The organism is Companilactobacillus keshanensis (assembly GCF_003946205.1).
Lineage (GTDB): Bacteria > Bacillota > Bacilli > Lactobacillales > Lactobacillaceae > Companilactobacillus > Companilactobacillus keshanensis.
In genome coordinates this window covers 1-26,779 of the sequence record NZ_RHOS01000015.1, presented here as the reverse complement: position 1 = coordinate 26,779, position 26,779 = coordinate 1, and the positions used below count along the sequence as shown (strand labels likewise).

Sequence of the window (26,779 nt, the reverse complement as noted above, 5' to 3'; positions counted from 1 at the left end):
AATCGTCCCTTTCTAATCGTAAATGCTTGATAGATCATAAAGCGTTCCGGTTTGACCGCCAGGACCACCCGACATTCCTTCTGACGTACCACCAGGTGCATTTCCTGTACCAGATGGTTTTTTAGAAGGCTTTTTCATATTCTTCATAGATCCACTTGGCTTTTTCATTCCTTCTGGAGCGGTACCAGAGCCTGAAGGAGGTGTGCCACCAGCTTGTGCACCACTTGGCGCACTTGGTGCGCTAGAACTGTCTGTCTTAGTACTTGTTGTTACAGAAGAAACGGCTGATTCAGTACTACTCTTTAAAGTGACTTTTTTAGCATGCTTTTTGATCCAACTAACTATCGCAGAATTGCCACTACCAGTTTTACCTGCAGCATAGTAATACTTAAGCTTTCCTTCTTTAACTAATTTCTTGAATTGTTTCAAAGTAATTGCTTTATCTGTACCATTGAAACCACCCATGGCCATAACGGCCTTACCAGTTTCAACAATGTATGGTGCGGCTGTACTAGAATCATCAGTAGCAAATAAATACTCAGAATTACCCTGATGTTTCTCAAGATATTTCAACAAGGTATTATCAACTGATCCGCTACCTACACCACCACCCATACCGGCTGAACTTAACAATGATGGACCAGCACTTGGGATTCCATCACTTGAACCAGCAATAGTTGGTGTTAATGACCAAAATGTTGGTGCTAACATTACTAAAATAACACCGGCAATAGCAAAAGATCGTTTGGATTTAAGTCTAGTTGAGACCCATGGTAGAACGAATAATGGGATAGAAATCAGAATACCTAAAGCTAACAATACCCATGCAAGTACTTTATAATCATCAAATACATACCAGGCTTGCAATGCTGACGTTCCCAAAATGGAAACCGGTAGAAGCATCGACCATTCAGATTTTTCTTTCCATTGCTTGATCATAGTGAATATACCAACACCAGCTAAAACAGAAATGGCTGGGGCCAACATAATAGTGTAATAAGGATGGAAGAAACTGGCAACTGAGAAGAATCCAAAGACCGGAACTAACCAACCAGCCCAGAGCCAAAGTTCTTTTCTTTGCGGTGTCAATGAATACCAGCGTTTCATCTTAGATCCACGATAATAGAAGTAACTCGAGATCAATCCTAATAGAGCAATTATCAATAGCCAACTGATCTGCGGGCCCAATTCTTTTTGGAATAGACGTAATGGACCAGCGGTACCTATATTGAAGGCACCTCCACCTGCTCCACCAGTACCAGCTCCACCACCTTTGGCATTGTTTCCACCAGGTTGTCCACCATCATTAGTTGGCGCAGTTCCTTTTTTACTGCCATTAGGAGGAGTTGGTGCATTTTTGGATGATTTCTTGCCGGTTGGAGGAGTCATGGATTTACTCTTCTTGGAAGAGCTTGAACCCATACCAGGGAAAGCCCCGCCAGTACCAGTTGTTTGTCCTAATAATCTTTGTGTCCCGTTATATCCAAAGGCAAGTTCTAAGGCCGAATTAGTCTCAGATCCCCCCTCATAAGGACGATTTGCTGAATTCGTCATATCAACAGATAATGGCCAAATCAAAGTAAATATGGCCAAAAATACTGTGGCAATGGATAAATGAAGTAATTTCTTTTTCCAACTTATATTTGTAGCTAACCAATAATACAAATATAATGCTGGCAAAATCATAAAAGCTTGTAACATTTTGACATTAAATGCGATTCCCATTAAGGCAAAACCAATCCAGAGATATCTTTGTTGATTTTTTAGAACGGCCTTTTGAGTGAAATATACCGATAATAACAAGAAAAATACTAAGGTAGCATCCATGTTATTAGTTCTTGAATCGGCTACTACTATCGGTGTTAAAGTCATAAATAACGCGGCCAATCTTGCGGGTACTCGTCCAAATCTTTTATGAACCAGGCTATATATAAGGTAGACTGATCCAATTCCAAATAGAATTGAAGGTAGTACAACGCTCCAACCATGGACACCAAATATTTTGGCACTTATGGTCATGAACCATAGGGCAACTGGAGGCTTATCGACCGTTATAAATCCGGCAGGATCAAAACTAGCAAACCAAAAATTTTTGAAACTCTTGGTCATACTTACTATGGCAGCAGTGTAAAAGTCATTAGCCTCTCCTGCTTCCCAAATATTCCATGCATATAAAAATGCGGCCAAAATCAAAATGGCAATCAACCAATAATCGTACTTAATACTTTTTAATCTGGTTAAAAAATTTGTCTTTTTGTTCCTAGTTGAACGCATTGGTTCCTTTTGTTCCATCATTTATCAATCTCCAATTCCTAAAAAGTAATATTAATTAAGAAACAAATGATTGAATAAATAAGGAGTGAAAATATTATTGTCCTTGACTTCATCAACTTATCTTTCATTTGTTTAACATCCTTTCTTTATGACGAATCTAGATTATCCAAACTAACTTAAATTAAGCTTAAATTGGATTAATTGATTTATAATGGAAACATTGATCAAAGGAGTTAATTATGCAAAATAATATAAAGATTCTTGTTGTAGAAGATGATGAGAATTTAGCAAATAACGTAGCTACTTTCCTGTCGGACTTCGCACAGGTAGATATTGAAAATGATGGACTTAGTGGAAAATTTGCCGCAACAGAAGACGTACATGATTTAATAATTCTTGATTTAATGCTGCCAGGGATGAACGGTTATGACATTTTGAAAAATATTAGAAATGAACAGATAAATACACCTGTTCTGATTTTAACTGCCAAAACTGAACTAGATGACAAAGTCCATGGGTTTAATTTGGGCGCAGACGATTATTTGACTAAGCCGTTTCATCGTGAAGAATTACAGGCCCGTGTCAAAGCGCTCTTAAAACGTAGTGGGATCTCTGCTGATGAATCGATTTTGAAATTACATAATATAGAAATAAATTTAAATAATCATGACGTTTCGATCGCAGATGATTCAATTTCTTTAAATGGTAAGGAATACGACTTATTAGTTTATCTTTTACAAAATAAAAATATAATTTTGACTAAGGATCAAATTTTTGAACGTATCTGGGGATTTGATTCCGATACTTCTATCACCGTAGTAGAGGTTTATATGAGCAATTTACGTAAAAAATTACGCCCGTCTAAAAACGATTATTTTATAAAAACCATTAGAAATGTAGGGTATATTTGTCAGGATGAATAATAAAACTAAGCAGAATAAGATCACACGTCGACAACAGCTAAAACTATTTTTTTCTATCATGGCAACTTTCGCCGTTTTATTTTTGACTTTAGGAATAATAATTTTCAATCGTTTTCAAAATGCAACATATCGAAGTATCGATCAAGACATCAAAAATCAGGTCACTACAATTCAAAAGCAACCTGATATGCATCAAAATACCGGTATTGTCGATCCACACGGGCCCAATAATGAACAATCAAATAAACAACCAGAACCAAGGGCCCCTTTTCAGACGTCTATTTTAGTTTTTGACGCAAAGGGTAAATTATTAAATAAATCAAGCTTAGGAAATCGATATTCGGTTCTCAAACAAATTAAATTGAATAAAAAAAATATCAATAGCAAACAAACTTTGACCGTTAAAAAAATGAGTTTTAGAGCCTACTTGATCAAAGTCTCAAAAAATAACAACAATCCAATGTACGCGGGTCATTATGTTTTGATAATGCAAAATATTGACACACAGATTCAATCCATGGAAAACTTCCAAAAAATTCTGATTATGACTTTCTTCATTTTTTGGATAATAGCATTGATTCTTTCATATGTATTGACGAGGATCACGATGTTTCCAATCATAAAATCGTGGAAGCAACAGAGTGAATTCGTAAATGATGCTGCTCATGAATTAAGAACCCCGTTGACAATTATTCAGGGAAAACTGGAATACATGCTAACACGCCCCAAAAGTACTGTTTTAGATGAGGCGGAATCAATTTCCGTCTCACTAGATGAAGTAAGTCGCTTGAACTCACTCACAAATAATTTATTGATTTTGGCTAGAGCGGACCAAGCTACGACTAAATTTGACTTTACATTAACTCAGCCTGATTTCTTTATCAAAGACCCCATCATGCCCTTCAAAGATATAATCAACTCCCAGTCAAAAGTTTTTCAAGAGAATATCAGGCATAAAGTGACTCTAAATGTCGATCGAGATAAAATTAAACAAGTTCTAATTATTCTGCTAGATAATGCTACCAAATACACACCTGAAAATGGAACCATCAGAATTTATGACAATTTAGAAGGATCTAAATATCAAATTGTTATCTCGGATACAGGCGTCGGAATTAAAGACTCTGACAAGAAGAAAATATTTGGTCGCTTCTATCGAGTTGATAAATCGAGAAATCGTAACAGTGGTGGACATGGTTTAGGTTTAGCTATTGCCCAACAAATCATGAATGAACATCACGGAAAGATATTTGTTCGTGATAATTTACCTCAAGGCAGTGAATTTGTAATTGAACTTCCGATAAAACACACTCACTAAAAATAAATAGACCAAGTAATCCTTTCTAGGAATTACTTGGTCTATTTAGCTAGTACTATAAAAAACTACATATTTAATTCATAAGCTAGTCTACGATCATCTTCCTTAGATCCAACATAAATAATTCCACGATACTCAAATCCAAATTTCAAAGAAATATGTTGCATCCCTTTATTCATTTCATGAGTGTCAATTCGGAAATTTCTAAAGCCCAGTCCATAACCAATCGTAAATAAATTAGAGATCATAAAATCACTCAAATGTTTGCCACGATATCCATCGGCAATTGAAACACGATGTAGAGTAGCATACTTGTCAGTCGTATTGACCCAAGAACCCTCTTGAATGACATCATAGTGGGGATCATTTGATTGCATTAAAGCTGTATATCCTACCACTTCACCGTTTACAACTAAGACGTATCCCCGGCCTAATTTCAGATCCTCTTCTAATACAGACTTACTTGGTTGCCCATCTTGCCATTGAGGACTACCGCTGCCCTTAATCAACTTTTTTGCGTCATTAATTACTTTTACAATTTTAGATAGATCGCTACTTAAAGCCCTTCTCACAAATACATTAAACATGATTCGCACTCCTTTTATTTATCATCAAAAAAATATTATTTATAATGATAGACCTACTATATACTTTGTCAATCCCATTCAACCCCTGTCTACAGGCGTTTCAAATAATAATTCAAATTTATATTTTGATATTTCAGCCCTCAAAAATAACAAGGTATCCTTTCAAATATCGAATTTTTTTAGACCATTTATCGTGATAATATATCATGATATTGAATTTTGAGAGGTAAACATTTCTTTATGATTAAAATGGCGATTTTTAGTTTATTCCTAGCATTAACAATGGGAATATTTTTTTTACTTTTTGAAGGATATACTGGTTACGCAACTACTACCGTAGCCAATGACAAAATTACTGAAACAAATCTAAGTGATATGGTTGATCCCAAAAATGAAATTTTTGAACCTGCTGACGAAACTCCAATCGAAATAGAAAATGACGATGAGACAATGGTCAACGAATCTGAAAACATATCAAAAGAGGATTTAGAGACAGATGGTCCGGATGCAGAAGAACTTACTTGGATCCGTAGTGATAGTTTAAGAGTTGGTAAGGGACCTGTATTGAAACACGCTGATGGTACTTCTGCTGTTCCATTTTTATATTTTGGGGACTATACTTTTGCTTCAACTGGCATGAAAATAAAAGCTGCCTTTGCTAAGGATACCCACAATAGTCATGCTATCGGACGTGTCGATAGTTTAACGGCACCAAATTCTTTAGTAATCACTGTTCCAAGAGGTGGCGACATTAATAATGGTCCCACTGAAGCAGGTAATCATATTTATGGAAATACATACGGTGACGCACACTCTCTAGATGGTTCATTTGGAGCAAAAGGTGATTTCGTTACCACTGATATTTATGATTTAGAGGTTCCCTCTGATCGACTAAATCGTCCATCTGTGGCTGGGCCTGGAGTATTAGAAAAAAAATACAGTATGGTTGAGGCTCCAATGTTTTTCTATCGAATTGATCCTAAAACCGGTTTTGAAGAGCAGCGAATGGTCTTCTTTCAACAGGTAAAACGCAATCACACATTATATGAAGTTGAAGTAAAGATCGTTCAACGATTTGAAAAAAATGGTCGTGTTATTACAGAAATAAATTATAAAAATACTGGTTCTAAACCGATCTCAAGATTTATGGGATTTGCTTTCAAAGACTTTACTTTAACAAAGGATTTCGCAGAGATCAGAGATGATAATGGAAAGAAAGCTGGTGACTTTGTTCCTATTAGAGCATTGGGAAATAATCGTGGTGTTTATTTACAATCTGGAATAACCGTATCCAGATATAACTTATTCACCAATTTACCTAATGGTCCTTCAAGCTGGGCCGGGCGATCAATTTCTAAGGCACATGACCAGCATAAAGGTTACAGTAATGGTTTGCTTGGACTAGGAGGAGGTTCAAGATTCCCATGGTATGTTGGAGAGGGTGATGTATCACATGGAACTTATATTTCACCCGATGTTCCTAAAGGTTTAAAAAATAGTTTTTCTGACATGAATGACCTCGGGGATGCCGGTTTAAATCTTAATGCTGGCTCTAGACTTGGTGGCGTTCGTGAAAATGAACGTGCTTGGGATTCAGGTTTTGCAATGCACACTAAGGTTCAAACACTAGATGTCGAAAAATCAGTTATAATGCATTATGCATCACAAATAGATATCATCGGAGCAAAATTTGCTCCAGCAATTGAACTTGATCAAAAAGGAACCGAAGTTATGCCTGATATTATTCAAAATGGTGCTCAAAATTATCGGGTTACTGGAACTTGGTATGATTTCGATAGTACAAGAGCTGAACTTTACTATAATATCGATACTGATGACACTCACCAAGGAAAACTCATTAAAAAACTAAGTCAATCAGAACAAAGTTCAAAAAATGGTAAACCTCAAGAATGGTCTGATAGTATTTCTATTGCCGATTTGACGGATGGATTACATTATTTACGGGTCTGGGTTAAAGATAGCGACGGAAATCTATCCGAAGTTGCTCAAACCGTTATTAACATTACTGCCCCACCATCAATTGTTCCAACGATAGATATTTTGAGTCCTGAATCATCTAAAACAAATCCTTTCAATCCTACAACAAATAATTTATCCTTAACTGGAACCTGGTCTGATAAGGATAGTCAAAAAATTAAAAGCGTTACTTACAAAGTGGATGATGAAAATGAAGAAATCTTATTTCAAGATTTCGAAAATAAGTCTCCTGGAACTATTTATTTCTGGGAGTTACCAGCATTATCGATCAATAAATTCAATGATTTAAACTTACATAAAGTCGTTTTGACTATTACTGATTACGATAATAATAGCGACAGTGATACATTCTTCTTTCAACATCAAGAAGGTTCCTATCAATTAATAGCACCACATTCAATCGACTTTGGTACTGAATCGACCTCTGATAAAAGCACACGAAAAATAAAACCAGATATTAGTGGTTCTTTACAAGTTCATGATTTCAGATCAAAAAATCAGTCCCCTCTGAAAGTAATCCTTTCAGTTGATAATTTTACTCATGATCTTGAATCAGAAAGAACCTTAGATCACAAATTTTATTGGAACAACCAACCTATTGAAGCAAAGGAATTATTAATTGGTGAAACTCAGGCTGCAAGCAGTGAAGAATGGCTTACAACTACAAATTTAACAGATACTATTAAAAATAATATTCAACTAGATTTTAAAAATAATCATTCAACTATTGCTGGAACCTACACCAGCACTTGGACTTGGAAAGCTGTTGAATCATTATAAATTTGAAATCAAATAGACACTGTGATCCAAAATCGGATTACGGTGTCTATTTGTCTTTATGGTCGAAAGTTAACCATGTTTTGTCCAACTTTCTTATTTTCTATAAATCACATATGAATAATTTAAATAATATCTGATTTTTTAACAAATTCATCAGTCGATACTCGATAATATGTTTCTTTATTTATATTAACGGACTTATCAGTTTTATAATCCGAATTTGGAATCAAAGTATTTAGAACATCATTTCCACGTTCATCATAAATCGGAGTGGCACGCTTTGAATGTATAACTTTGTCAGAGTCTTGATATTCATAAACTTTATCAAAAGGTACAAACTCATTAGTTGAGACACGGTAATAGTTTTGTCCATTCAAAATCGCATAGCGATCCGTTTTCCAATCAGTTGATGGATCAAGTACTCTGGCATCATCCAAATGAGCATTTTTCAATTGAACTTTATTTTCTTTATAAGTCCTTACTTTTGCTAAATACCCAACATAAATGTATACATCATTATCTTTGACCCATTCGTCTGTTGATACTCGATAATAAGTCTGACCATCTAAGGTCATTTTCTGATCATTTTTCCAATCAGTATTAATTCCAAGCATCCTACCTTCAATGGCTTTTCCATCAAAATCATATAATTGAACTGCTGGTCTGTCAGCAAAAGTAGCACTTGTTTGATTGATGGCTGTAACAACCCGGTCGTTTGTAGTCCCACCAGAATTATTGCCATTATTTGGATCAGGGTTAGTAATGTATACGGGATCAATGGTTAATGAACATGCACGTATAACTATTCCATTTCTCAATACATTGGCGGCCGAAAGAATTTGAGTAACCAAGTCTTTTACTGTAGCTGGAAACGGTCCAGAGAAATCTTTACCATAAATCATTTTAAATAGCGTAGTTTCAGAACTATTGACATCACCATTATTAACACCCATATTAAGATCGATCTTTGTTTTGTCAGGATTTAACTGTTTTGTGCTATTCAAACTTTCGAAATTCTTATTGGCTGAAACTGGATTAGGATCTCCTACTGGCAAAATTATTGGATTTACAATATCACTAACTTTAATAATAAGGTTAGATGCTTTGACTTTTACCGTATATATCAGATTATTGGCAGCGTCGGTTCCGTACATAGGAATTATAACCGTTAGATCTTCTCCATTATCATAAGAATATGCCGTATCATCAGGTCCATAATAATATGTATCCATATCATAACCTGGCACAGAAATATTACGTTCCTTTAAAGTCTGAATTGTTAAGGGCCATCCTTCACGAGTTTCATCGCTGATATTATAAGACTTATCCAAAACTTTACCGGTATCATAATCAACATATTTAACTTGATAATTAACAAATTTACGTTCGGCAATAACCCATGTTTCATCAGGTCCATTGTCATTACTATATGTTTTCATCATCTCGTTACCATCATGTAATATCAGATTTCCTTCAGGATCTTCGTCAGTACCATTACCGACATTATACCAACCCTTATAAATATCATAATAACTTAGATTGGAATCATCCAAATTTACTTTATTATTGAGAATTAATTTATATAAATGCTTAACTCCGGTAAGCATATTTTCTTTATCGGTGCCAATTGGAACATTGAATTTTGAAAAATCTAGTAAATTCAATTTATCGTCACCGGTAAACATATTAGACATATTAAAATTATTAGAATCTTTAGGATCATCAAATTCTGGCAATTTCAAACTGGATAAAGAGATACAAGCATCAAATAGCCAACTGAAATCATTTGCATTATTAAGATTCCAGCTGGATAAATCTAAATCCGTTAGTGATTTATCTTCATCAAACATTTGCGCTAAATTTGAAGCTGAATTAACATTCCATGATTCTATGGAATGAAGATTTGTTATAGCACTACAACCATAAAACATAGAACTAAAGTCGGTCACTTTAGATGCATTAAATTGATTCAAAAACTCCAAACTATCTGAAGTTAAACTAGAATCGTTACTGAACATACTATTAAACTTGGTAGCTGAATCTGTTGATTCATTTGGCCAAATGATTGTGGTCAACTTTGAACAGTCTTTAAAAAGGTTCATATAATTATTGACGTTTTTACTATTAAACTTTGAAAGATCAACTTTAACTAAATTTTCGCAGCCTTCAAAGGCTCCCCAGAGCGACAATTCCTCGTCCAGACCCTGACTGTCGATTAAATTTGGAGTATTCAGGTTACTCAAATCAATTTCTGTTAGTCCCTTTGCATCCAAGAACATTTCTGACATAGATACCAAGCTATCTCCTGTAAAATTAGACAAATCTAATTTGCCTTGTAAAGTAGATTTCCAAAACATACTATTCATACTTTTTACTTTTGACGTATTAAATCCCTTTAATTCCGCCGCATTAAAATTAACCCCTGCAAACATAAAGGACATATCGGTTACGTTAGACGTATTGAATTTTTCTAATCCATTGATATTTACAATACCATCTACTGCTTGACCGAGCCACTCAAACATGGAATCCATATTAGTATCTTTGGAGGTATCAAAACTAGAAACATCTAGATATTTAATATTTGCGTCCCCCATAAACATTCTTTCAAGATCAACAGCATTTTGGGTGTCTAATCCAGAAATATCTAAGGACTTTAAAGAATTATCATTAGCAAACATACCCGAGAAATTGGTTACCTTAGAAGTATCAAATATCGTACCATCGCTCTTTCTAGTATTTATGCTCGTCAAATCACTACAACTTGCGAACATATTAGACATTGAGGTAGCCTTACTAGTATCAATTTTTCCTAAATCAAATGATTGTATTTTACTGGAATTTAAAAAATCACTAAAATCAGTTACGTCTGAAGTATCAAAGTTATCCAAATTATCAATAGAAGTTATCTGTGTAAATTGGAAAAATTTTGCAATGCTACCATGTGCTATGACCTTACCATCAAAGGAAACTTTATTGTATGGTTTATAATTTATCCCCTTAAAAACAGGGCCATTGTCATCTTTGGGGATTGCATCATATTGAGCCTGTGTAAATTCACCAGCAGTAAAGTGCATAACTTCATTGTCATCAACGTAGTAATAGCAACTGCCTAATTTTTGTGCTCCAGTTGGAATAGTAGACGGATCTGTAGTCGTAGCAGTCGCGTTGGATGTTTGTTGCACTTGATTTCTCTGTGTTGGATCCTGCGCATTAGCTTGGGCTACTGGTTCTGAAGGTTGTGCACTATATTGTACAGTCCTCTGCGATTCAGAATCATTCATATTATTATTGGTTAAATTATTATTAGACTGATTATTAACAGTCACAGTATTTTTTTGCTCACTATTTGTAGAATACTTATTATTACTAGAATTTCCAATTGTGTTCGTATTTGATTGAGCAGTATTTGATTGATTGGAACCACTACTGTCTACATCTTGCGTAGTTTGAACACTAGGAACTGTATCGGCCGACACAGTTAAGACTTGAGTTGCTCCAAAAAGGATCAATCCACCAGCAAAACTCAGACTAGATTTAATCATCCAATTTTTACCGGACTTATATAACCTTTTTCTTAAAATAATATTTTGATTACATTTTAATTGTTGAAATCTCATATCATCTGCCATCCCCTCTTAATTCCTATACTACTTCAAATTTAAATCATTAAACAAAAAAAAGTGAAAAATTTAAAGTACATTACAAATATTGACGAACTTTATCTAAATCTAAAATTTCCCACCAACAAAATAAATATCCTCTATTTATACAGAATTTTTATCTAATCTGTAAAAATAGAGGATATTTTAATAGTTACTATTATAAAAATGGAGTCGTCAAAATCTAATTAACATCTGACTCTTTAACAAATTCATTGGTTGATACTCGATAATATGTTTCTTTATTCATTTTGACTTTTTTATCAGTCTTGTAATCCATATTAGACTTCAACTTACGTGTAACGTTATTATCACGTTCATCATAAATCGGAGTGGCACGCTTTGAATGAATAACTTTGTCAGAGTCTTGATATTCATAAACCCCATCTGCTGACACAAATTCATTGGTCGAAATGCGATAATATTTTTGACCATTCAAAATCGCATAGCGATCCGTTTTCCAATCAGTTGATGGATCAAGCACTCTAGCATCATCCAAATGAGCATTTTTCAATTGAACCCTATTTTCTTTATAAGTCCTTACTTTTGATAAATACCCAACATAAATGTATACATCGCTATCTTTGACCCACTCGTCTGTTGATACTCGATAATAAGTCTGACCATCTAAGGTCATTTTCTGATCATTTTCCCAATCAGTATTAATTCCAAGTGTCCTACCTTCAATGGCTTTTCCATCAAAATCATATAATTGAACCACTGGCCTGTCAGCAAAAGTAGCACTCGTTTGATTGATGGTTGTAACAACCCGGTCGTTTGTAGTTCCACCAGAATTATTGCCATTATTTGGATCAGAGTTAGTGATGTATACGGGATCAATGGTTATTGAATCTGGATACACCACTAATCCATTTGCCAATACGTTATCAACTAAAAGAATTTGAGTAACCAAGTCTTTTACTGTAGCTGGAAACGGTCCAGAGAAATCCTCACCATTAATCGCTTTAAATATCTCAGTTTCAGAACCATTTAATTCATCCAAACTAAGATCGATCATTGTTTTGTCAGGATCCAACTGTTTTGTACTATTCAAACTTTCGAAATCTTTATTGGCCGAAATTGGAGTAGGATCTCCTACTGGTAAAATTATTGGGTTTGCAACATCACTAATTTTAATCGTAATATTTGATTTTTTAACCTTTACTGTATACACAAGATTATTAGCTTCAGGTGTACCATACATTGGAACTGTAACCGACAAATCATTATTATAAGAGTATTCTGTATCATCGTCTCCGTAATAATAAGTGCCTGAATCGTATCCTATTACCGATATGCCACGTTCACCCAGAGTTTCAATATTCAAAGGCAGTCCCTCACCTATCTGACTGCTCAAATCATATGATGTATCAATATCTTTGCCTGTATCGTAATCAACGTACTTAACCTGATAATTAATAAGTTTACGTTCCTCGACAACCCAAGTGTCAGAAGGTCCATTATTATTACTATAGGTTGTCATCATATCGGTTCCATTATGAATGCCTAAATTACTTTGAGGATTATCATCAGTACCTGTACCAACGTTATTCCATCCAAAATACTCATCAGAAAGCCCTAGTCTAGTATTGTCTAGATTATTTCCCTTATTGAGAACTAATTTAACCAAATGATTAGTTCCATAAAGCATTTTATATTTATTTGCACTACTTGGAATATTAAATTTCGAAAAGTCCAATGTGCCTAATTTATCATCATAAGCAATCATTTCTTCCATATTTATAGAAGAATTTTTTGGTTCGTTAAATACTGGTAACTTCAGGCTAACTAATGAGGAACATCTCGAAAGCATATCACTAAAGTTAATGGCGCTGTTAACATTCCAATTAGATAAATCTAACGAAGTTAGTGATGCATCATTCTCAAACATCTCTGTCAAAATTGAAGCTGAAGTAGGATTCCATGACTTTATGGAATCAAGGGTTGTTATACCACTACAACCAGAAAACATAGAATTAAAATCGGTCACTTTAGATACATTAAATTGATCCAAAAACTTCAAACTATCTGAAGTTAAACTAGAATCGTTACTGAACATACTATTAAATATAGTAGCTGAATCGGTTGATTCATTTGGCCAAATGATGGTTGTTAACTTAGGACAATTGTTAAAAAGAGAAGAATAATCTTTAACGTTATTACTATTAAATTTTGAAAGATCAACCTTTACTAGATTTTTACAGCCATTAAATGATCTTATAAGTGCATTAGTATCAGAAAAACTTCCATTAGGATTTATTGTATGAACATCTATTAATTTGGGAGTGTTTAAGTTGCTTAGATCGATTTCAGTTAGTCCGGACGCATTCATAAACATAGATTGCATCGAAGTTAGACTGTCACCTACAAAGTTTGATAAATCAAGTTTCCCTTTTAAATTTGATCTAAGAAACATATTACTCATATTTTGTACTTTTGAAGTATTAAATGATTTTAATCCCTCAGTATTAAAATCATCACCGCTAAACATGTAGCTCATATCAGTAACATTTGATGTATCAAAATTTTCTAGGCCAATGATATCTGCAAGACCGTTATTGCTGTTATTAAGCCATCCAAACATAAGCTGCATAGTAGTAGCTTTTCTCGTGTCAAAACTAGATACGTCCAATTTTTTTAGAGTTGAATCATTTCCAAACATCGCTGAAAAATTAACACCATTTTGCGTATTTAGTCCAGAGACATCTAAAGAACTTAATTTAGGATCACCATAAAACATAGACGAAAAATCTGTAACATTTGACGTATCAAATATTGTACCATCACTATTTTTCGTATTTAAAGATGTCAAATTATTACAGTTTGAAAACATATTGTTCATATATATAGCTTTACTAGTATCCAATTTATCAAGATCAAAAGACTGAATTTGACTACCATTCAAAAAATTACTGAAGTCGGTCACATCTGATGTATCAAAATTTTCAATATTCTCAATTGATGTAGCCTGTGAGCCTTGGAAGAAATGGTTAATGCTACCGTGTGCTATAACTTTTCCGTCAAAGGAAATTGTATTAAACGCCCTTCCACTACCTGGATCTTTAAAAATCGTTGACCCATTTGAATTCACTGCAAGTTGTTTTGCTTCAAGTGCATCGTATTCATCTTGTGTAAATTCACCAGCAGTAATATGCATAACCTTATTGTCGTCAGTATAGAAATAACTAGTTCCTAATTGTTGTGCATCTACTGGTATGGTGGATGGATCTGTAGCTGCACTGGTGGACTGTTGTAATTGACTAGTAGACTGTTGAACTGGTGCTGAAACTGGAGCTTGCGCGCTATGTGCAACAGGAGTCCCCGGTTGTGCATTATATTGTACAACGGGCTGTGGAACGTTATTGTTTGATTGATTATTAATCCCAGTAGTACTATTCGACTGATTATTATTTATCATACCGTTATTTGAATCTTTGCCTGTGATCTGCTGATTATTATTCGTATCAGAAGTAGTATCAACTTTCCCTGTCTGTGAAGTATCACCACTGGTATCTGCATTTTGAGTTGTTATCTGTTGGTCAGAAGTGGTATCAGCCGATACACTAACGACTTGAGTTGCCCCGAAGAGTATTAATCCTCCGGCAAAGCCCAAACTGGATTTAATTACCCAATTTTTACCCGATTTATACAATTTTTTCCTTAAAACAGCATTTGAGTTACGTTTTAATTGTTGAAATCTCATGTCATCCACTATCCCCTCTTAGTTTCTATAATAGTTCAGCTTGAGTAAATTATTCAATATAAATAAAAATTTCCTTTTTATTTAATAAATTATCTGATTAAACATTTATGTAACTATGATTTAGATTAACATCTTTAATTTCATTTAACACAAAAAATACGATATCTATATACATTTACAACTTGTATATAGATATCGTATTTTTCTTTAAAATCATGCAAATTTAGCTTTACTAGTAATTTTAGCTTTATTTAAGAGCATTGAACTAGTTACAACGGACAATGAACTGAATGCCATTGCTAAACCAGCTAATTCTGGACTTAGAGTTAGACCAATACCGTAAAAAATACCTGCAGCGACTGGAATACCCAAAATATTATAAACAAAAGCCCAAAATAAATTCAACTTGATCCGATTAAATGTTTTCTTGCTCAGGGCTAACGCGCGATCGACATCTCTTAAATCGTTTTTAACTAATACGATTCCTCCAGATTCAATTGCAATATCGGTACCTGACCCCATTGCTATTCCAACATCAGCAACCGTTAATGCCGGAGCATCATTGATACCATCACCGACAAAGGCAACTTTTCCATCTTGTTGTAAAGCCTTAACATGGTCTGCTTTATCACTTGGCAATACGTCAGCAATAACCGAGTCAATACCAACTTGTGATGCAATTGCCTCAGCTACACGCTGATTATCACCAGTTAACATAACGGTCTTCAATCCACGTGCCTTAAGATCTTCAATAGCTTCCTTAGAAGTTTCCTTAGGCGCATCTTGGATAGCAATTAAACCAATGACCTTATTCTCAACTCCAACAAACACGACTGTCTTAGCCTCTTCTTGTAGATCAATTACTTGTTGTTTTAACTTCGCGTCAATTTGAACATCCTCAAGTAACTTATCATTACCAACAAATGACTTTTTATCATTTATTAATGCTGAAACTCCTTTACCCTCGATGGCCTTGAATTGGCTAACCTTAGGAATAGAAATTGCTTCATTTTCGGCTCTCTTCACAATGGCTGAAGCCAAGGGATGTTCTGAAGATTGTTCCAATCCTGTAGCAACACTAAGAACAGTTCTTTTATCACCAACAACATCAGTAACTTCAGGTTTACCAACTGTGATTGTACCTGTTTTATCAAAGACAACTGTCTTAACATCATTAACCGCTTCGAGTACTTCACCGTTCTTGATCAAAATACCCATCTTGGCAGAACGACCAGTTCCAACCATTAAAGCAGTTGGAGTAGCCAATCCTAAAGCACATGGGCAAGCAATAACAACTACAGCTACAGCAAAGATTAATGAACTAGCAACACTTGCACCTAAGAAAACGTACCAAAAAATAAACGTAAAGATGGCTATGATCAAAACTGTTGGAACGAAAATATCTGAAACCTTATCGGTTAGATTTTGAATTGGAGCATGACTATTTTGAGCCTTCTTTACAAGTTCAACGATCTGCGAAAGCATCGTGTCATCACCGACTTTTTCAGCTCTAAACATAAAAGTTCCGTTACTATTGATTGTTGAACCAATAACCTTATCTCCAGATTTTTTAGAAACTGGCATGCTTTCACCCGTAACCATTGATTCATCAATAGTTGATGTTCCCTCTGTAATTACACCGTCAACAGCAACTTTTTGACCAGGTTTTACTCTGACAATATCTCCAACGATAACTTCTGATAAAGGAATATTAACAAGCTTCCCATCACGCATAACTTCAGCATCTTTAGCCTGAAGATCAACTAATTTTTCAACAGCATTTGAGGCATTATTTCTCATTTTTTCCTCAAAAACCTGTCCCAACAGAACAAAAGTGGTTACAAAGGCTGCACTTTCAAAAAAGACGGCCTGACTGGTAGCCATAGCATAAATACTGTATACATATGCTGTAACAGTACCTATAGCAACGAGGGTATCCATATTGGAATGATGCTTCGTAAATGAAGCCCAGGCACTCTGCCAAAATGGTCTAGCAGAAATAATCATGATAACAGTCGTTAGAATTAATTGTGTCCAATTTCCGCCTGGTAACATCCAACCAAATGGCATCAAAATCATATTAGCCAACATTGGCAGTGAAAATATTAATGATATCCAAAAACGTTTTGTAATTGACATTTTATGATCCCCCCACTATTTGATGATCAATTTGCCATGAAACATGTCCATCCCACAGGCCCATTGATATTCTCCAGCCTTACTTGTATCGATCTCAATTTTTTCTTCTTCATTTATTGGTAAAGCTTTATTAATACCAAAATCAGAGAAAACCACACGATCTAAACAACTGGATTTATCTTTTCTAGTGAAATTAAGTGTAGCCGGTACACCCTTTTTTAAGACAACTGTTTCAGGCGAATACCCACCGTTCACCTCAACATCAATACTTTGATTGTTATTAGAAACTTCAGCTGATACCTCAGCAACTTCATGCTTTCCGAAAAACCACCAAACTATAAATCCGATAATTGCTAAACCAACAATTAAAACTAATAATTTTGTCATAATACTTTCCTCATTTCTTCGTTTACATTTGTAATCCTTAAATACATATTATTCTTTGTGTTTACAGATGTCAACAAAAATAATCATGATTTATCAGTATCTACAACTAATTTTAGTTTATTTATAATTTTAATTCTTTTTTTTCTGCCAAGACATATGCTAATTCTGTTTTTATCACCTCTTTGGCATTTTTGGAATTATATTTATTTATTTTGAAATTAATCTCTTGGAGATTTTCAGACAACAGTTTTTGCTTTTGAATAACTTGTTGTTTGTGTAATTCTAACAGTTGTTTACGTTGTTCAATCGAATCTGGCCCTTGCATTACCAATTGAATATATTTTTGAATATTCTTGATTGCCATGCCAGTATTTTTTAAACATACTACTGTTTTGATCAAATTCAAATCCGTCTCAGTAAACACGCGATATCCGGATTTATTCTTAGCAACAAAAGGCAACAATCCTCTTTTGTCATAATATCTGATTGTAGAAATAGAAAGATCGAATTTTTGGGCTACTTCTTTAATTGAATATGTTTTTAACATTTTCTCTCCTAGCGTTTGCACTAAACCATAGTTTAGGGTTTATTATCATAATAATGATTAAAAATGAATTAAGCAATGGAGGAAATAAAATGACAAAAACTGTTTTGGTTACGGGTGGTACCGGTTTTTTAGGGATGCATATTCTTCTAAAACTAATGAAAAACAATTATCAAGTCAGGACAACGGTTAGATCTCTCAAGAAAAAGGAACATGTCATAAATACATTGAAACAGAATGGAATTTCAAATTTTGATAAACTTAAGTTTTACGAAGCGGATTTAGCAAGTGATGACGGCTGGGATAAGGCCATGACGGGGGTAGACTATGTGTTGAGTGTCGCATCCCCAGTATTTTTTGATATTCCTAAAAATGAAATTGATGCGATTAGACCAGCCGTCACAGGTATAACTAGAATTATAAAAATGGCACAGAAAATGAATGTAAAACGTGTTGTTATGACTGGTAACTTTGGAGCTATCGGTTTCAGTCGCAAGCCCTCATCTATTCCAACGACTGAAACCGATTGGACCAAGATTGACCAGTCTGGTATATCACTATATGAAAAGTCAAAGTTAATTGCCGAACAAAGTGCCTGGAAAATAATCAATTCACCAGAAAACAAACTTGAATTTACTACTATTAATCCTGTTGCCATGTTAGGACCATCATTAGATTCACACGTATCAGGTAGTTTCGATATTATTAAAAATGTTATCGATGGCAGTATGAAACGAGTGCCAAATATTTATTTAAATGTGGTGGACGTTCGTGACGTTGCAGAATTACACATTCGAGCAATGACTGAACCAAAAGCAAATAAGCAGCGTTTCATCGCATCGGATGACGGAAAAATTTCATTACCTGAAATTGCCTCTCTAGTCGCTAAAAATCGTCCTGAATTGGCTGAAAAGATATCATTGAAAATTCTTCCAGACTGGGTAGTAAAACTTGGATCACACTTTAATCAAACTGCTAAAGAAGGAAAATTATTACTGGAAACTAATCGCAATATAAGTAACGAAAAAGCCAAAAAGGTTTTGAATTGGTCACCGATTTCAGACAATGAAGAAATTATTTTAGATTCAGTTAATACACTTGTGAATAATAAATTAATTTAAAAAAATAGGCACTGTAATCCAAAACCGGATTACGGTGTCTATTTGTCTTAGTGCCCGAAAGTTGAACACATTTTGTCAACTCTCTTTTATTTTTCTGCCAACTCTAGTTTGGCCTGTTGAATTTGTTTCTTTACTTGTTCAAAACCTGTTCCGCCATATGAATTTCTTCTTGCTACAGCAATTTCCGGCTGCAGGACCGGATAGACATCTTCTTCGATCAATGGAGAAATTTTCTTGAATTCATCCATCGTAATGTCTTGCAAGTTTCGATGCTCTTCAAGACCTTTAAGAACCAATTGGCCAACTATTCCATGAGCTTCTCTAAAAGGGATACCCTTGGTAGCTAAATAATCGGCCAATTCTGTTGCGTTAGAAAAATCATTAATAGTTGCATGATACATTTTATCTTTATTGACCTTCATAGTAGATATCATTCCATTAAAGACTTTCAAGGCCGGCAAAAGAGTTTTGACAGTATCAAAAGTACCTTCTTTGTCTTCTTGTAGATCTTTATTATATGCGAGTGGCAATGATTTCATTGTTGAAAGCAATCCTAAAAGATGACCATATACACGCCCACTCTTACCACGGATAAGTTCGGCCATATCAGGATTTTTCTTCTGAGGCATGATTGAACTTCCAGTTGTATACTGATCACTCAACTCAAGATATTTAAATTCATAACTGACCCACATACTGATCTCTTCACAAAAGCGTGACAAATGCATCATCAAGATCGAAGCATTACTTAAAAATTCCAGAGCAAAATCACGGTCAGATACAGCATCTAAGGAATTAGTATAAATACTGCTAAATCCTAATTCATCAGCTGTAAATTGACGATCAATGGGAAAAGTAGTACCTGCCAAAGCAGCAGCACCCAATGGTGAAATATCTGCATGTTTCATATTGAATTCAAAACGCTCCACATCACGTTTAAACATTGAATAATAGGCCATCAAATAGTGGCCATAAGAAATTGGCTGGGCATGTTGTAAATGTGTATATCCAGGCATAACTGTTTCAACATTTTTATCTGCTAAATCAACTAAACTACCCTGAATTGTTTGAATTTCTTCAATAATTTTAGGTAAACGGTTCTTTACGTATAAGTGAAAATCAGTTGCAACTTGATCATTACGTGATCGGCCGGTGTGAAGTTTTCCAGCAACTGGTCCAATTTCATCAGTCAAAATACTTTCAAGATTCATATGAATATCTTCATTTTCAACTGTAAAGTTAAGCTTTCCTTCATGCAATTCCTTTTGAAGGTTTTCAAGTCCAGCGATAATTTGATCACTATCGGATTCGTTTAAAATCTTCGTTTTCTTAAGCATTTTAACGTGTGCTAAAGAACCCTCAAGATCCTCATCAGCCATTAGCTGATCGAATCCAATGGAAGCACCAAATTCATCGACCCAAGATTCAGCTTGAGCCTGGAAACGTCCACCCCAGAGTTTTTTAGTACCCATTATTTTACCTCATCTTTATTCTTATCAGCATTTTTTGCAGCTACTTGTGCGGCTACTTCTGTTGGAAGTCCCCATAACTTGATGAATCCTTCAGCAGCTTTTTGGTCAAATGAATCCGATGATGTATATGTAGCAAGATCAAGGTCATATAGTGAATTCTCTGACTTACGTCCTTGGATCCAGATATTACCTTTGAATAGTTGTAATTTGATAACACCGTTGACATACTTTTGACTCTCATCTAAGAATGCAAGGAGTGTTTTCATCAATGGTGAGAACCAAAGACCGTTGTAGATGATCTCGCTCAATTCTTTTTCGATAACTGGTTTGAAATGACCTAAGTCACGTTCTAGAGTTAAATCTTCAAGTTCTTTATGAGCCTTGATCAAAATCATAGCTGCAGGTGCTTCGTACACTTCACGAGACTTGATACCAACTAATCTATTTTCAATATGATCGATTCTTCCGACACCGTTTTCACCACCGACTTTATTGATTTCTTTGATAATGTCAGCAAATTTCATTTCTATACCATCTAAGGCAACTGGAACACCTTTTTCAAAGGTGATTTGAATGCTTGTTGGTGTATCTGGAGTTTCAGCAATTGGTGTTGTGATGCCAAAAGCATCTTCTGGAGCTTCTGCCCATGGATCCTCAAGAACTCCACATTCGTTAGCACGACCCCAAATATTTGCGTCAATTGAGTATGGTGAGTCCAAATTTATAGGAATAGGAATATTATTTTTCTTAGCGTAATCAATTTCTTCTTCACGTGACCAATGCCAGTCACGAACTGGTCCAAGAACATCTAGTTCTGGAGCTAAGGCGTGGATTGCTAGTTCAAAACGAACTTGGTCGTTACCCTTACCGGTACAACCGTGAGCAATAGTGTCAGCACCTTCTTGATGTGCAATTTCTACTAATTTTTTACTAATCAGAGGTCGGGATAGAGCGGAGAGCAAAGGATATGTTCCTTCATATAGAGTATGTCCTTGTAATGCTACCAAAGCATATTCATCGGCAAATTCATCTAGGGCGTCGATTGAGAAAGCATCAATCGCACCCACCTGAATCGCTTTATTCTTAATAAATTCGGGGTCTTTACCCTCTCCTACATTAATACAGCAAGCAATAACATCGTATCCTTTGTTCTTAAGCCAAGGAATAGCAACTGATGTATCTAAACCTCCTGAATAAGCTAAAACTACTTTCTTTGTTTCTGTCATAATATTGTTCCCTCCGTTGATTAGAAAAAAATTAATTTTGTAAAAACACCCTAACATTAAATTGTGATGATTACAACCTTCTGGAGCAGTCATTTTTTGCAAGCGTTACCGAATCCCTTGATATCAGCAACTTTAAAAAAATATTTTTTTAGATATTTTACGAAATTGAAATCATTATAAAGTAGAAGAAGCAAATCTTCAAGGAGATTCCAAGAAAATAAATTAGAAATAAATTAAGTAAAACTCTTGAAATCTAATTTTCTTGTGAATATAATATGAGCCATAAACAAAAATAAACGTTGAAGAAAAAAGTAGAAATCTCAACTACGCCCAGTGAGTCATGGTTAGTGTGAAGTGACCGTTAAGAGAATTTTGAAAATCATTTCTGAGTTCGATGTCGATAATGTAGATCATCGTGGTTGCCACCAATATCTGGCTAGCGGATAAGTTTGTCCGTTATTTAAAGTGAGTAGTTTTTTTACTACTCAAAAAAGGTGGTACCGTTCTACTTGAGCCCTTTTCCTTAGTTGGAGAAGGGCTCTTTTTTTCTTATAAATTTTAAAGAGGTGGTTGTTTTGGATTCTGATATTAGTGGCATTACGCAGATTAGGCTTTATAACATTAGGAGGGTTTGTTATGCAAAACGATTTAGAAGAAAAGAAATCAAAAAAGAATAAGTTCTTTCAATTATTGGTAGTTAGTTCTCTTATTTTTGGAATGTTTTTTGGATCAGGTAATTTAATTTTTCCAGTCCACTTAGGACAAATGGCCGGCAACAATTGGTTTTCTGCCGCAATTGGCTTTGCTGTTTCAGGTTCACTTTTTCCCTTATTAGCTATCTTGGCTGTTGTCGTTACTAAAAGTGACGGCTTATATGACTTAGCTAAACCAGTTGGAAGACATTATGCTGCACTATTTTTAGTACTAGTTCATTTAACCATTGGACCATTTTTTGGAACCCCACGTACTGCCGCTACTGCTTACGAGATGGCAATCAAACCATTTGTACCTGCACAATTTGACCGTTTCAGTATGTTAGTTTTCACAGCGTTATTCTTTGGAGTTGCTTATCTATTAACACTGCATCAAAGCCGTCTATTGAAATATGTCGGTAAATATTTAAATACTATTTTCTTGGTATTATTAGCAGTTGTATTCTTAGTCGCATTCTTAAATCCCATGGGCGGATTGAATCACATGCCTACCACAGCCTACCAAACTACAGCTACCGTCAGTGGGATGTTAGAAGGCTACAACACAGTTGATGCTGTTGCTTTATTAGCTTTAAGTGTAACTTTTGTTCATGCTGTACGAAGTCTGGGTTATCGTGATAAGGAATTATCAAAAGTTACTGCCAAAGCTGGTACCTTAAGCATCGTACTCGAAGTTTTAATCTATTTTGGTTTAGTTTTATTAGGTGCTTTCAGTTTAAATAAAATGAAGTTATCAGCTAATGGTGGTGACGCATTATCATCTATCGTTAATTTATACTTTGGCAACTTTGGTGCCGCACTACTTGGTGTATTAGTTACTCTAGGTGTCTTCACAACCGCTATGGGACTTGTTGCATCGTTTGCACAAGATTTTCATAAACTATTCCCTAAAGTCAGCTATTTAGCTTGGTTACGTGTTACATGTTTTGTATCATTTGTTGTTGCTAACGCTGGACTAGATACGATTATCACTTGGTCATTACCAGTATTAATGTTACTTTATCCACTATCACTTGCCTTGATCTTAGTTTCATTGACAGTCCATGCCAAACCATATGCTGGCGTTGTTTATAAAATGACTATTGCTTTCACAGTTGTACCCGCAGTACTTGATATGTTAAATTCATCACCTGCAGTTGTCACTAATTTAACTTTTGTAAAATATTTAATAGGTGTCTATCATCAATATGTACCATTTGCTAGTCTAGGACTTGGTTGGATCACACCGACGTTACTTGGTTTCTTTGTCGGTTTACTTCTAGGAAAAATGGGAGTATTCGTTAATAGTCGAGTTACACAAGAGTCTAAATATTAATTTTGCTTTCGTTTATGAGTAATGTAACCTACAACTCAATATTAGGGATTTATAAATGTATCTACACAAAAATAGGAGCTATATCACATTGCAAAATGAAATGTGATATAGCTCCTATTTGATAATCATTTATGTATAAACTTTTAAATTCTTTATTAACTATTATTTTCGAAATCAAACAAGTCTGAGTGAGGATGCTGGCTAGCAGTAAAATGCCGTTGTATGGCATCTACGATTCTGTGACTTGGGACGTTCCAGACCAATATCCTCGCAAAAGCTATTTTAATACAACTCTCAACACTCCGGTAATCATATCATCCAAAACCTGATCAAAATCTTCAGTCTCAATTTCTTTTTTATGAGAGTTGATTACTATCAAGGCATCAAATAATCCGATAATTCTAACTTTAGTCATATCAGAATTTATTTTATCTTGAAGAACCCAGCGATCGATCAATTTACTCAATATCGAATAAATCAAGCTATCCTGAACGGCCATCTCGTTTTGGGAAGAAATATTTTTTTGATTTAAAAACCAGTCTTTTAAGATTGCGTTATTAGTAGATAATTTAAAAATTCGATTGATTACTTCATGAATTAATTTAACGGGATCATCATCTAAACTTACCTTTTCCAAAATCAATCGTTTGATCTCTTCATTTTCACGATTATAAACTTGGGAAAAGACATCTTCTTTAGATTGGAAATACAAATAAAATGACCCTACCGCCACATCGGCCAATCCTGAAATATCTGAGATTCCGGTATCTTTAAATCCCCGTTCCAAAAATAAAACATGCGCTGCATCGAATAACTTCTTTTTCTTATCATCCATTAATTTCACCGCCCTCTTTACTATTCGGTGAAGGTTTGGAAACAAACCAATTGGTCAGTGGAAATTTGCTGATACAGTTCATTACCAACTTCACGACTGTACTTATTTGAAGCAACTTGTGCTTGAATAAAATTATGCTCATGTTGAAAAGCCTGGATCAATAACTCATTTTGAGAATTTTCCATATCTCTAGTACCGGATAAACGACGATGTGTTTGGTCATACGCACGACGAACGATACCAGTTTCTACTTCATTATCATCTGTCATTTGCAGGCTTAAATAAGAACTTACTTCCTTATACGGTTCTACTTCTATTTCTTTGATACGGCCCCACATCTGGCGATTCTGCATTATAGCTTGTTCTCTCGTATGGTTTTGTTTTCGATAATCACGTCTAATTTTTCTAAGATCACCACGACGTTTGCGCGCCTTTTTACTCAATGATAATTTTGCCACGAAAACAAATTTAAGCATCAAAATAGCTTTCTTGCCATATCGCTTCTGATTATGAACCAGCATATGCTCAGCGACACGCATATACATGCCATATTCCTGATCAGTTACTTCGCCATCGGCTAACATTTTATCTAATATTGATCGTTCAATGTCAAAGGTTTTATGGAATATCTCATCGAGTTTTTCACGATCAAGATTCCAACGTCCTGCATAAGTACGCTGTCCTTCTAGAGTACGAATGACCTCACCACATTCAGGAGAATCATTAAAATCTCTTTGAATCATTTGAACAGCGCTGCGAACCATTTCGGACTTAGCCTTTGACAGTTCATTCTCAGTAATATTAGGTACTTTTTTAGGTAATAAGAACGGCAATACCAAAGTTGGTACGATCAAACTAGTCAGAATAACCACTGCAGCAACGAAAATAATATCGTTTCGATAGGTAAAAGCGTGCCCTGACAATGTAAGTGGCAATGAGAAAGCCATTGCTAAAGTAATGGTACCATGAACACCACTTAATGCCATGATAGCACTGTTCAAAATCTTATCACGCGAACTCCAAGCTCTGATCTCAGCAAAGCCCAATTGTGTCCACAAGAATCTCATCACAGTCATAATTACATACAAAAAGATTCCTAATCCTACTAAAATGCCGATCGAACCTGTATCACGTTCATTTAAATGAATAATAACCTCTGGAAGTGATGCACCTAATAATACAAAAACGATCCCGTTCAATATACTGGCTATGATCGACCATGTAGTCCCCATGACGATCTGCAATCTTGAAGTCGTCAAACGTAAACGATCCTGTTGCATCCCATGAATAAGTCCTGTGGCAACAACTGCCAAAATCCCTGATACTCCGATCATTTCAGCCAATAAATAAACAATAAATGGTGTTAATAACGTATAAGGAACAATCACAGAAGGCGTATCAACACGCATATTGATCAACATGATCCTGATAGCGACAATAATGTATCCCAAAACTAATCCTAAAAGGATTCCACCAATGAATACGTATAAGAAGTTATTTATTCCATCAGTAACTGAAAATTTCCCAGTTACCAATGCGGCAATTGCTAAATTAAAAGCTACGATACCAGAAGCATCGTTAAATAACGATTCATTTTCTAGTGTATTCATTGCATCCTCTGGAACTAAAACTTTACTGGTAATTGAGGATACTGCCACCGCATCTGTTGGAGTGATGATAGCCCCTAAGGCCAATGCCAATGGTAATGAAACAGACTAACATTAATGAGTAATCAAGATTCGACGGAATCTTGATTACTCATTTTTCTTTTACAAAGTAAAA

The 26,779-nt window shown here is 35.0% G+C and carries 16 protein-coding genes and 1 other annotated feature; of the genes, 5 read left to right on the top strand and 11 right to left on the bottom strand.

What is annotated here, in order from left to right; genetic code table 11:
- Window positions 1-12: 12 nt before the first annotated feature.
- Window positions 13-2,292, bottom strand: coding sequence for a glycosyltransferase family 39 protein (locus EKM64_RS08410; protein ID WP_125677630.1), 2,280 nt, complete (start codon window positions 2,290-2,292; stop codon window positions 13-15).
- 221 nt (window positions 2,293-2,513) lie between these two features.
- Between EKM64_RS08410 and EKM64_RS08405 the strand changes: the two genes are divergently transcribed.
- The gene (locus tag EKM64_RS08405; RefSeq protein ID WP_125677566.1) at window positions 2,514-3,197 is read left to right on the top strand and encodes a response regulator transcription factor; all 684 of its coding nucleotides are present in this window, start codon (window positions 2,514-2,516) and stop codon (window positions 3,195-3,197) included.
- The gene (locus tag EKM64_RS08400) at window positions 3,190-4,515 is read left to right on the top strand and encodes a sensor histidine kinase (RefSeq protein ID WP_125677564.1); all 1,326 of its coding nucleotides are present in this window, start codon (window positions 3,190-3,192) and stop codon (window positions 4,513-4,515) included. The genes EKM64_RS08405 and EKM64_RS08400 overlap by 8 nt, the downstream gene beginning before the upstream one ends.
- A gap of 65 nt (window positions 4,516-4,580) precedes the next feature.
- On the opposite strand, the gene EKM64_RS08395 is transcribed toward EKM64_RS08400, so the two are convergent.
- Entirely contained in the window at window positions 4,581-5,102 is a 522-nt protein-coding gene (locus EKM64_RS08395) for a GNAT family N-acetyltransferase (protein WP_125677562.1), read from the bottom strand.
- A gap of 240 nt (window positions 5,103-5,342) precedes the next feature.
- Between EKM64_RS08395 and EKM64_RS08390 the strand changes: the two genes are divergently transcribed.
- Complete coding sequence (locus tag EKM64_RS08390; protein ID WP_125677560.1) at window positions 5,343-7,880, top strand: hypothetical protein; 2,538 nt, start codon at window positions 5,343-5,345, stop codon at window positions 7,878-7,880.
- A 122-nt stretch (window positions 7,881-8,002) separates the two neighbouring features.
- Here EKM64_RS08390 and EKM64_RS08385 read toward each other — a convergent pair whose 3' ends face one another.
- The 5 genes from EKM64_RS08385 to EKM64_RS08365 form a co-directional block, all read right to left on the bottom strand.
- Window positions 8,003-11,500: a BspA family leucine-rich repeat surface protein gene (locus EKM64_RS08385; protein ID WP_164505343.1), complete on the bottom strand. Its 3,498-nt coding sequence runs from the start codon at window positions 11,498-11,500 to the stop codon at window positions 8,003-8,005.
- Between the two features lie 226 nt (window positions 11,501-11,726).
- The gene (locus EKM64_RS08380) at window positions 11,727-15,245 is read right to left on the bottom strand and encodes a BspA family leucine-rich repeat surface protein (protein WP_125677556.1); all 3,519 of its coding nucleotides are present in this window, start codon (window positions 15,243-15,245) and stop codon (window positions 11,727-11,729) included.
- A gap of 213 nt (window positions 15,246-15,458) precedes the next feature.
- Complete coding sequence (locus EKM64_RS08375) at window positions 15,459-17,384, bottom strand: copper-translocating P-type ATPase (RefSeq protein ID WP_125677554.1); 1,926 nt, start codon at window positions 17,382-17,384, stop codon at window positions 15,459-15,461.
- A 15-nt stretch (window positions 17,385-17,399) separates the two neighbouring features.
- Window positions 17,400-17,771 carry a cupredoxin domain-containing protein gene (locus tag EKM64_RS08370; RefSeq protein WP_191988525.1) on the bottom strand — a complete coding sequence of 124 codons (372 nt, stop codon included), beginning with the start codon at window positions 17,769-17,771 and terminating at the stop codon, window positions 17,400-17,402.
- Between the two features lie 121 nt (window positions 17,772-17,892).
- Complete coding sequence (locus tag EKM64_RS08365; RefSeq protein ID WP_125677550.1) at window positions 17,893-18,318, bottom strand: MerR family transcriptional regulator; 426 nt, start codon at window positions 18,316-18,318, stop codon at window positions 17,893-17,895.
- A gap of 89 nt (window positions 18,319-18,407) precedes the next feature.
- Here EKM64_RS08365 and EKM64_RS08360 point away from each other — a divergent pair, with 89 nt between their 5' ends.
- The gene (locus tag EKM64_RS08360) at window positions 18,408-19,436 is read left to right on the top strand and encodes an NAD-dependent epimerase/dehydratase family protein (RefSeq protein ID WP_125677548.1); all 1,029 of its coding nucleotides are present in this window, start codon (window positions 18,408-18,410) and stop codon (window positions 19,434-19,436) included.
- Window positions 19,437-19,522: 86 nt separating this feature from the next.
- Here the strand turns inward: EKM64_RS08360 and argH are convergent, their stop codons facing one another.
- Both argH and EKM64_RS08350 read right to left on the bottom strand, forming a co-directional pair.
- Window positions 19,523-20,908: an argininosuccinate lyase gene (gene argH, locus EKM64_RS08355; RefSeq protein ID WP_125677546.1), complete on the bottom strand. Its 1,386-nt coding sequence runs from the start codon at window positions 20,906-20,908 to the stop codon at window positions 19,523-19,525.
- Window positions 20,908-22,134: an argininosuccinate synthase gene (locus EKM64_RS08350; RefSeq protein ID WP_125677544.1), complete on the bottom strand. Its 1,227-nt coding sequence runs from the start codon at window positions 22,132-22,134 to the stop codon at window positions 20,908-20,910. The genes argH and EKM64_RS08350 overlap by 1 nt, the downstream gene beginning before the upstream one ends.
- 290 nt (window positions 22,135-22,424) lie before the next feature.
- Window positions 22,425-22,656: a binding site (T-box leader), on the top strand.
- 114 nt (window positions 22,657-22,770) lie between these two features.
- Here EKM64_RS08350 and brnQ point away from each other — a divergent pair.
- Window positions 22,771-24,162, top strand: a complete 1,392-nt coding sequence (brnQ, locus tag EKM64_RS08345) for a branched-chain amino acid transport system II carrier protein (RefSeq protein ID WP_125677542.1) — start codon at window positions 22,771-22,773, stop codon at window positions 24,160-24,162.
- Between the two features lie 277 nt (window positions 24,163-24,439).
- On the opposite strand, the gene EKM64_RS08340 is transcribed toward brnQ, so the two are convergent.
- Together EKM64_RS08340 and EKM64_RS08335 are read right to left on the bottom strand one after the other, a co-directional pair.
- On the bottom strand, window positions 24,440-24,997 hold the full coding sequence (locus EKM64_RS08340; protein WP_125677540.1) for a TetR/AcrR family transcriptional regulator: 558 nt from the start codon (window positions 24,995-24,997) through the stop codon (window positions 24,440-24,442).
- Window positions 24,998-25,017: 20 nt separating this feature from the next.
- Entirely contained in the window at window positions 25,018-26,697 is a 1,680-nt protein-coding gene (locus EKM64_RS08335; protein ID WP_263852835.1) for a cation:proton antiporter, read from the bottom strand.
- Window positions 26,698-26,779 lie beyond the last annotated feature (82 nt).

Bases quoted from the DNA above. Each gene is read 5' to 3' on its own strand.
- EKM64_RS08400 (WP_125677564.1), top strand. From the start codon at position 3,190: ATGAATAATAAAACTAAGCAGAATAAGATCACACGTCGACAACAGCTA.
- EKM64_RS08385 (WP_164505343.1), bottom strand. From the start codon at position 11,500: ATGAGATTTCAACAATTAAAATGTAATCAAAATATTATTTTAAGAAAA.
- EKM64_RS08340 (WP_125677540.1), bottom strand. From the start codon at position 24,997: ATGGATGATAAGAAAAAGAAGTTATTCGATGCAGCGCATGTTTTATTT.
- EKM64_RS08380 (WP_125677556.1), bottom strand. From the start codon at position 15,245: ATGAGATTTCAACAATTAAAACGTAACTCAAATGCTGTTTTAAGGAAA.
- EKM64_RS08405 (WP_125677566.1), top strand. From the start codon at position 2,514: ATGCAAAATAATATAAAGATTCTTGTTGTAGAAGATGATGAGAATTTA.
- EKM64_RS08370 (WP_191988525.1), bottom strand. From the start codon at position 17,771: ATGACAAAATTATTAGTTTTAATTGTTGGTTTAGCAATTATCGGATTT.
- brnQ (WP_125677542.1), top strand. From the start codon at position 22,771: ATGCAAAACGATTTAGAAGAAAAGAAATCAAAAAAGAATAAGTTCTTT.
- EKM64_RS08360 (WP_125677548.1), top strand. From the start codon at position 18,408: ATGACAAAAACTGTTTTGGTTACGGGTGGTACCGGTTTTTTAGGGATG.
- EKM64_RS08395 (WP_125677562.1), bottom strand. From the start codon at position 5,102: ATGTTTAATGTATTTGTGAGAAGGGCTTTAAGTAGCGATCTATCTAAA.
- EKM64_RS08375 (WP_125677554.1), bottom strand. From the start codon at position 17,384: ATGTCAATTACAAAACGTTTTTGGATATCATTAATATTTTCACTGCCA.
- EKM64_RS08410 (WP_125677630.1), bottom strand. From the start codon at position 2,292: ATGGAACAAAAGGAACCAATGCGTTCAACTAGGAACAAAAAGACAAAT.
- EKM64_RS08390 (WP_125677560.1), top strand. From the start codon at position 5,343: ATGATTAAAATGGCGATTTTTAGTTTATTCCTAGCATTAACAATGGGA.
- EKM64_RS08350 (WP_125677544.1), bottom strand. From the start codon at position 22,134: ATGACAGAAACAAAGAAAGTAGTTTTAGCTTATTCAGGAGGTTTAGAT.
- argH (WP_125677546.1), bottom strand. From the start codon at position 20,908: ATGGGTACTAAAAAACTCTGGGGTGGACGTTTCCAGGCTCAAGCTGAA.
- EKM64_RS08365 (WP_125677550.1), bottom strand. From the start codon at position 18,318: ATGTTAAAAACATATTCAATTAAAGAAGTAGCCCAAAAATTCGATCTT.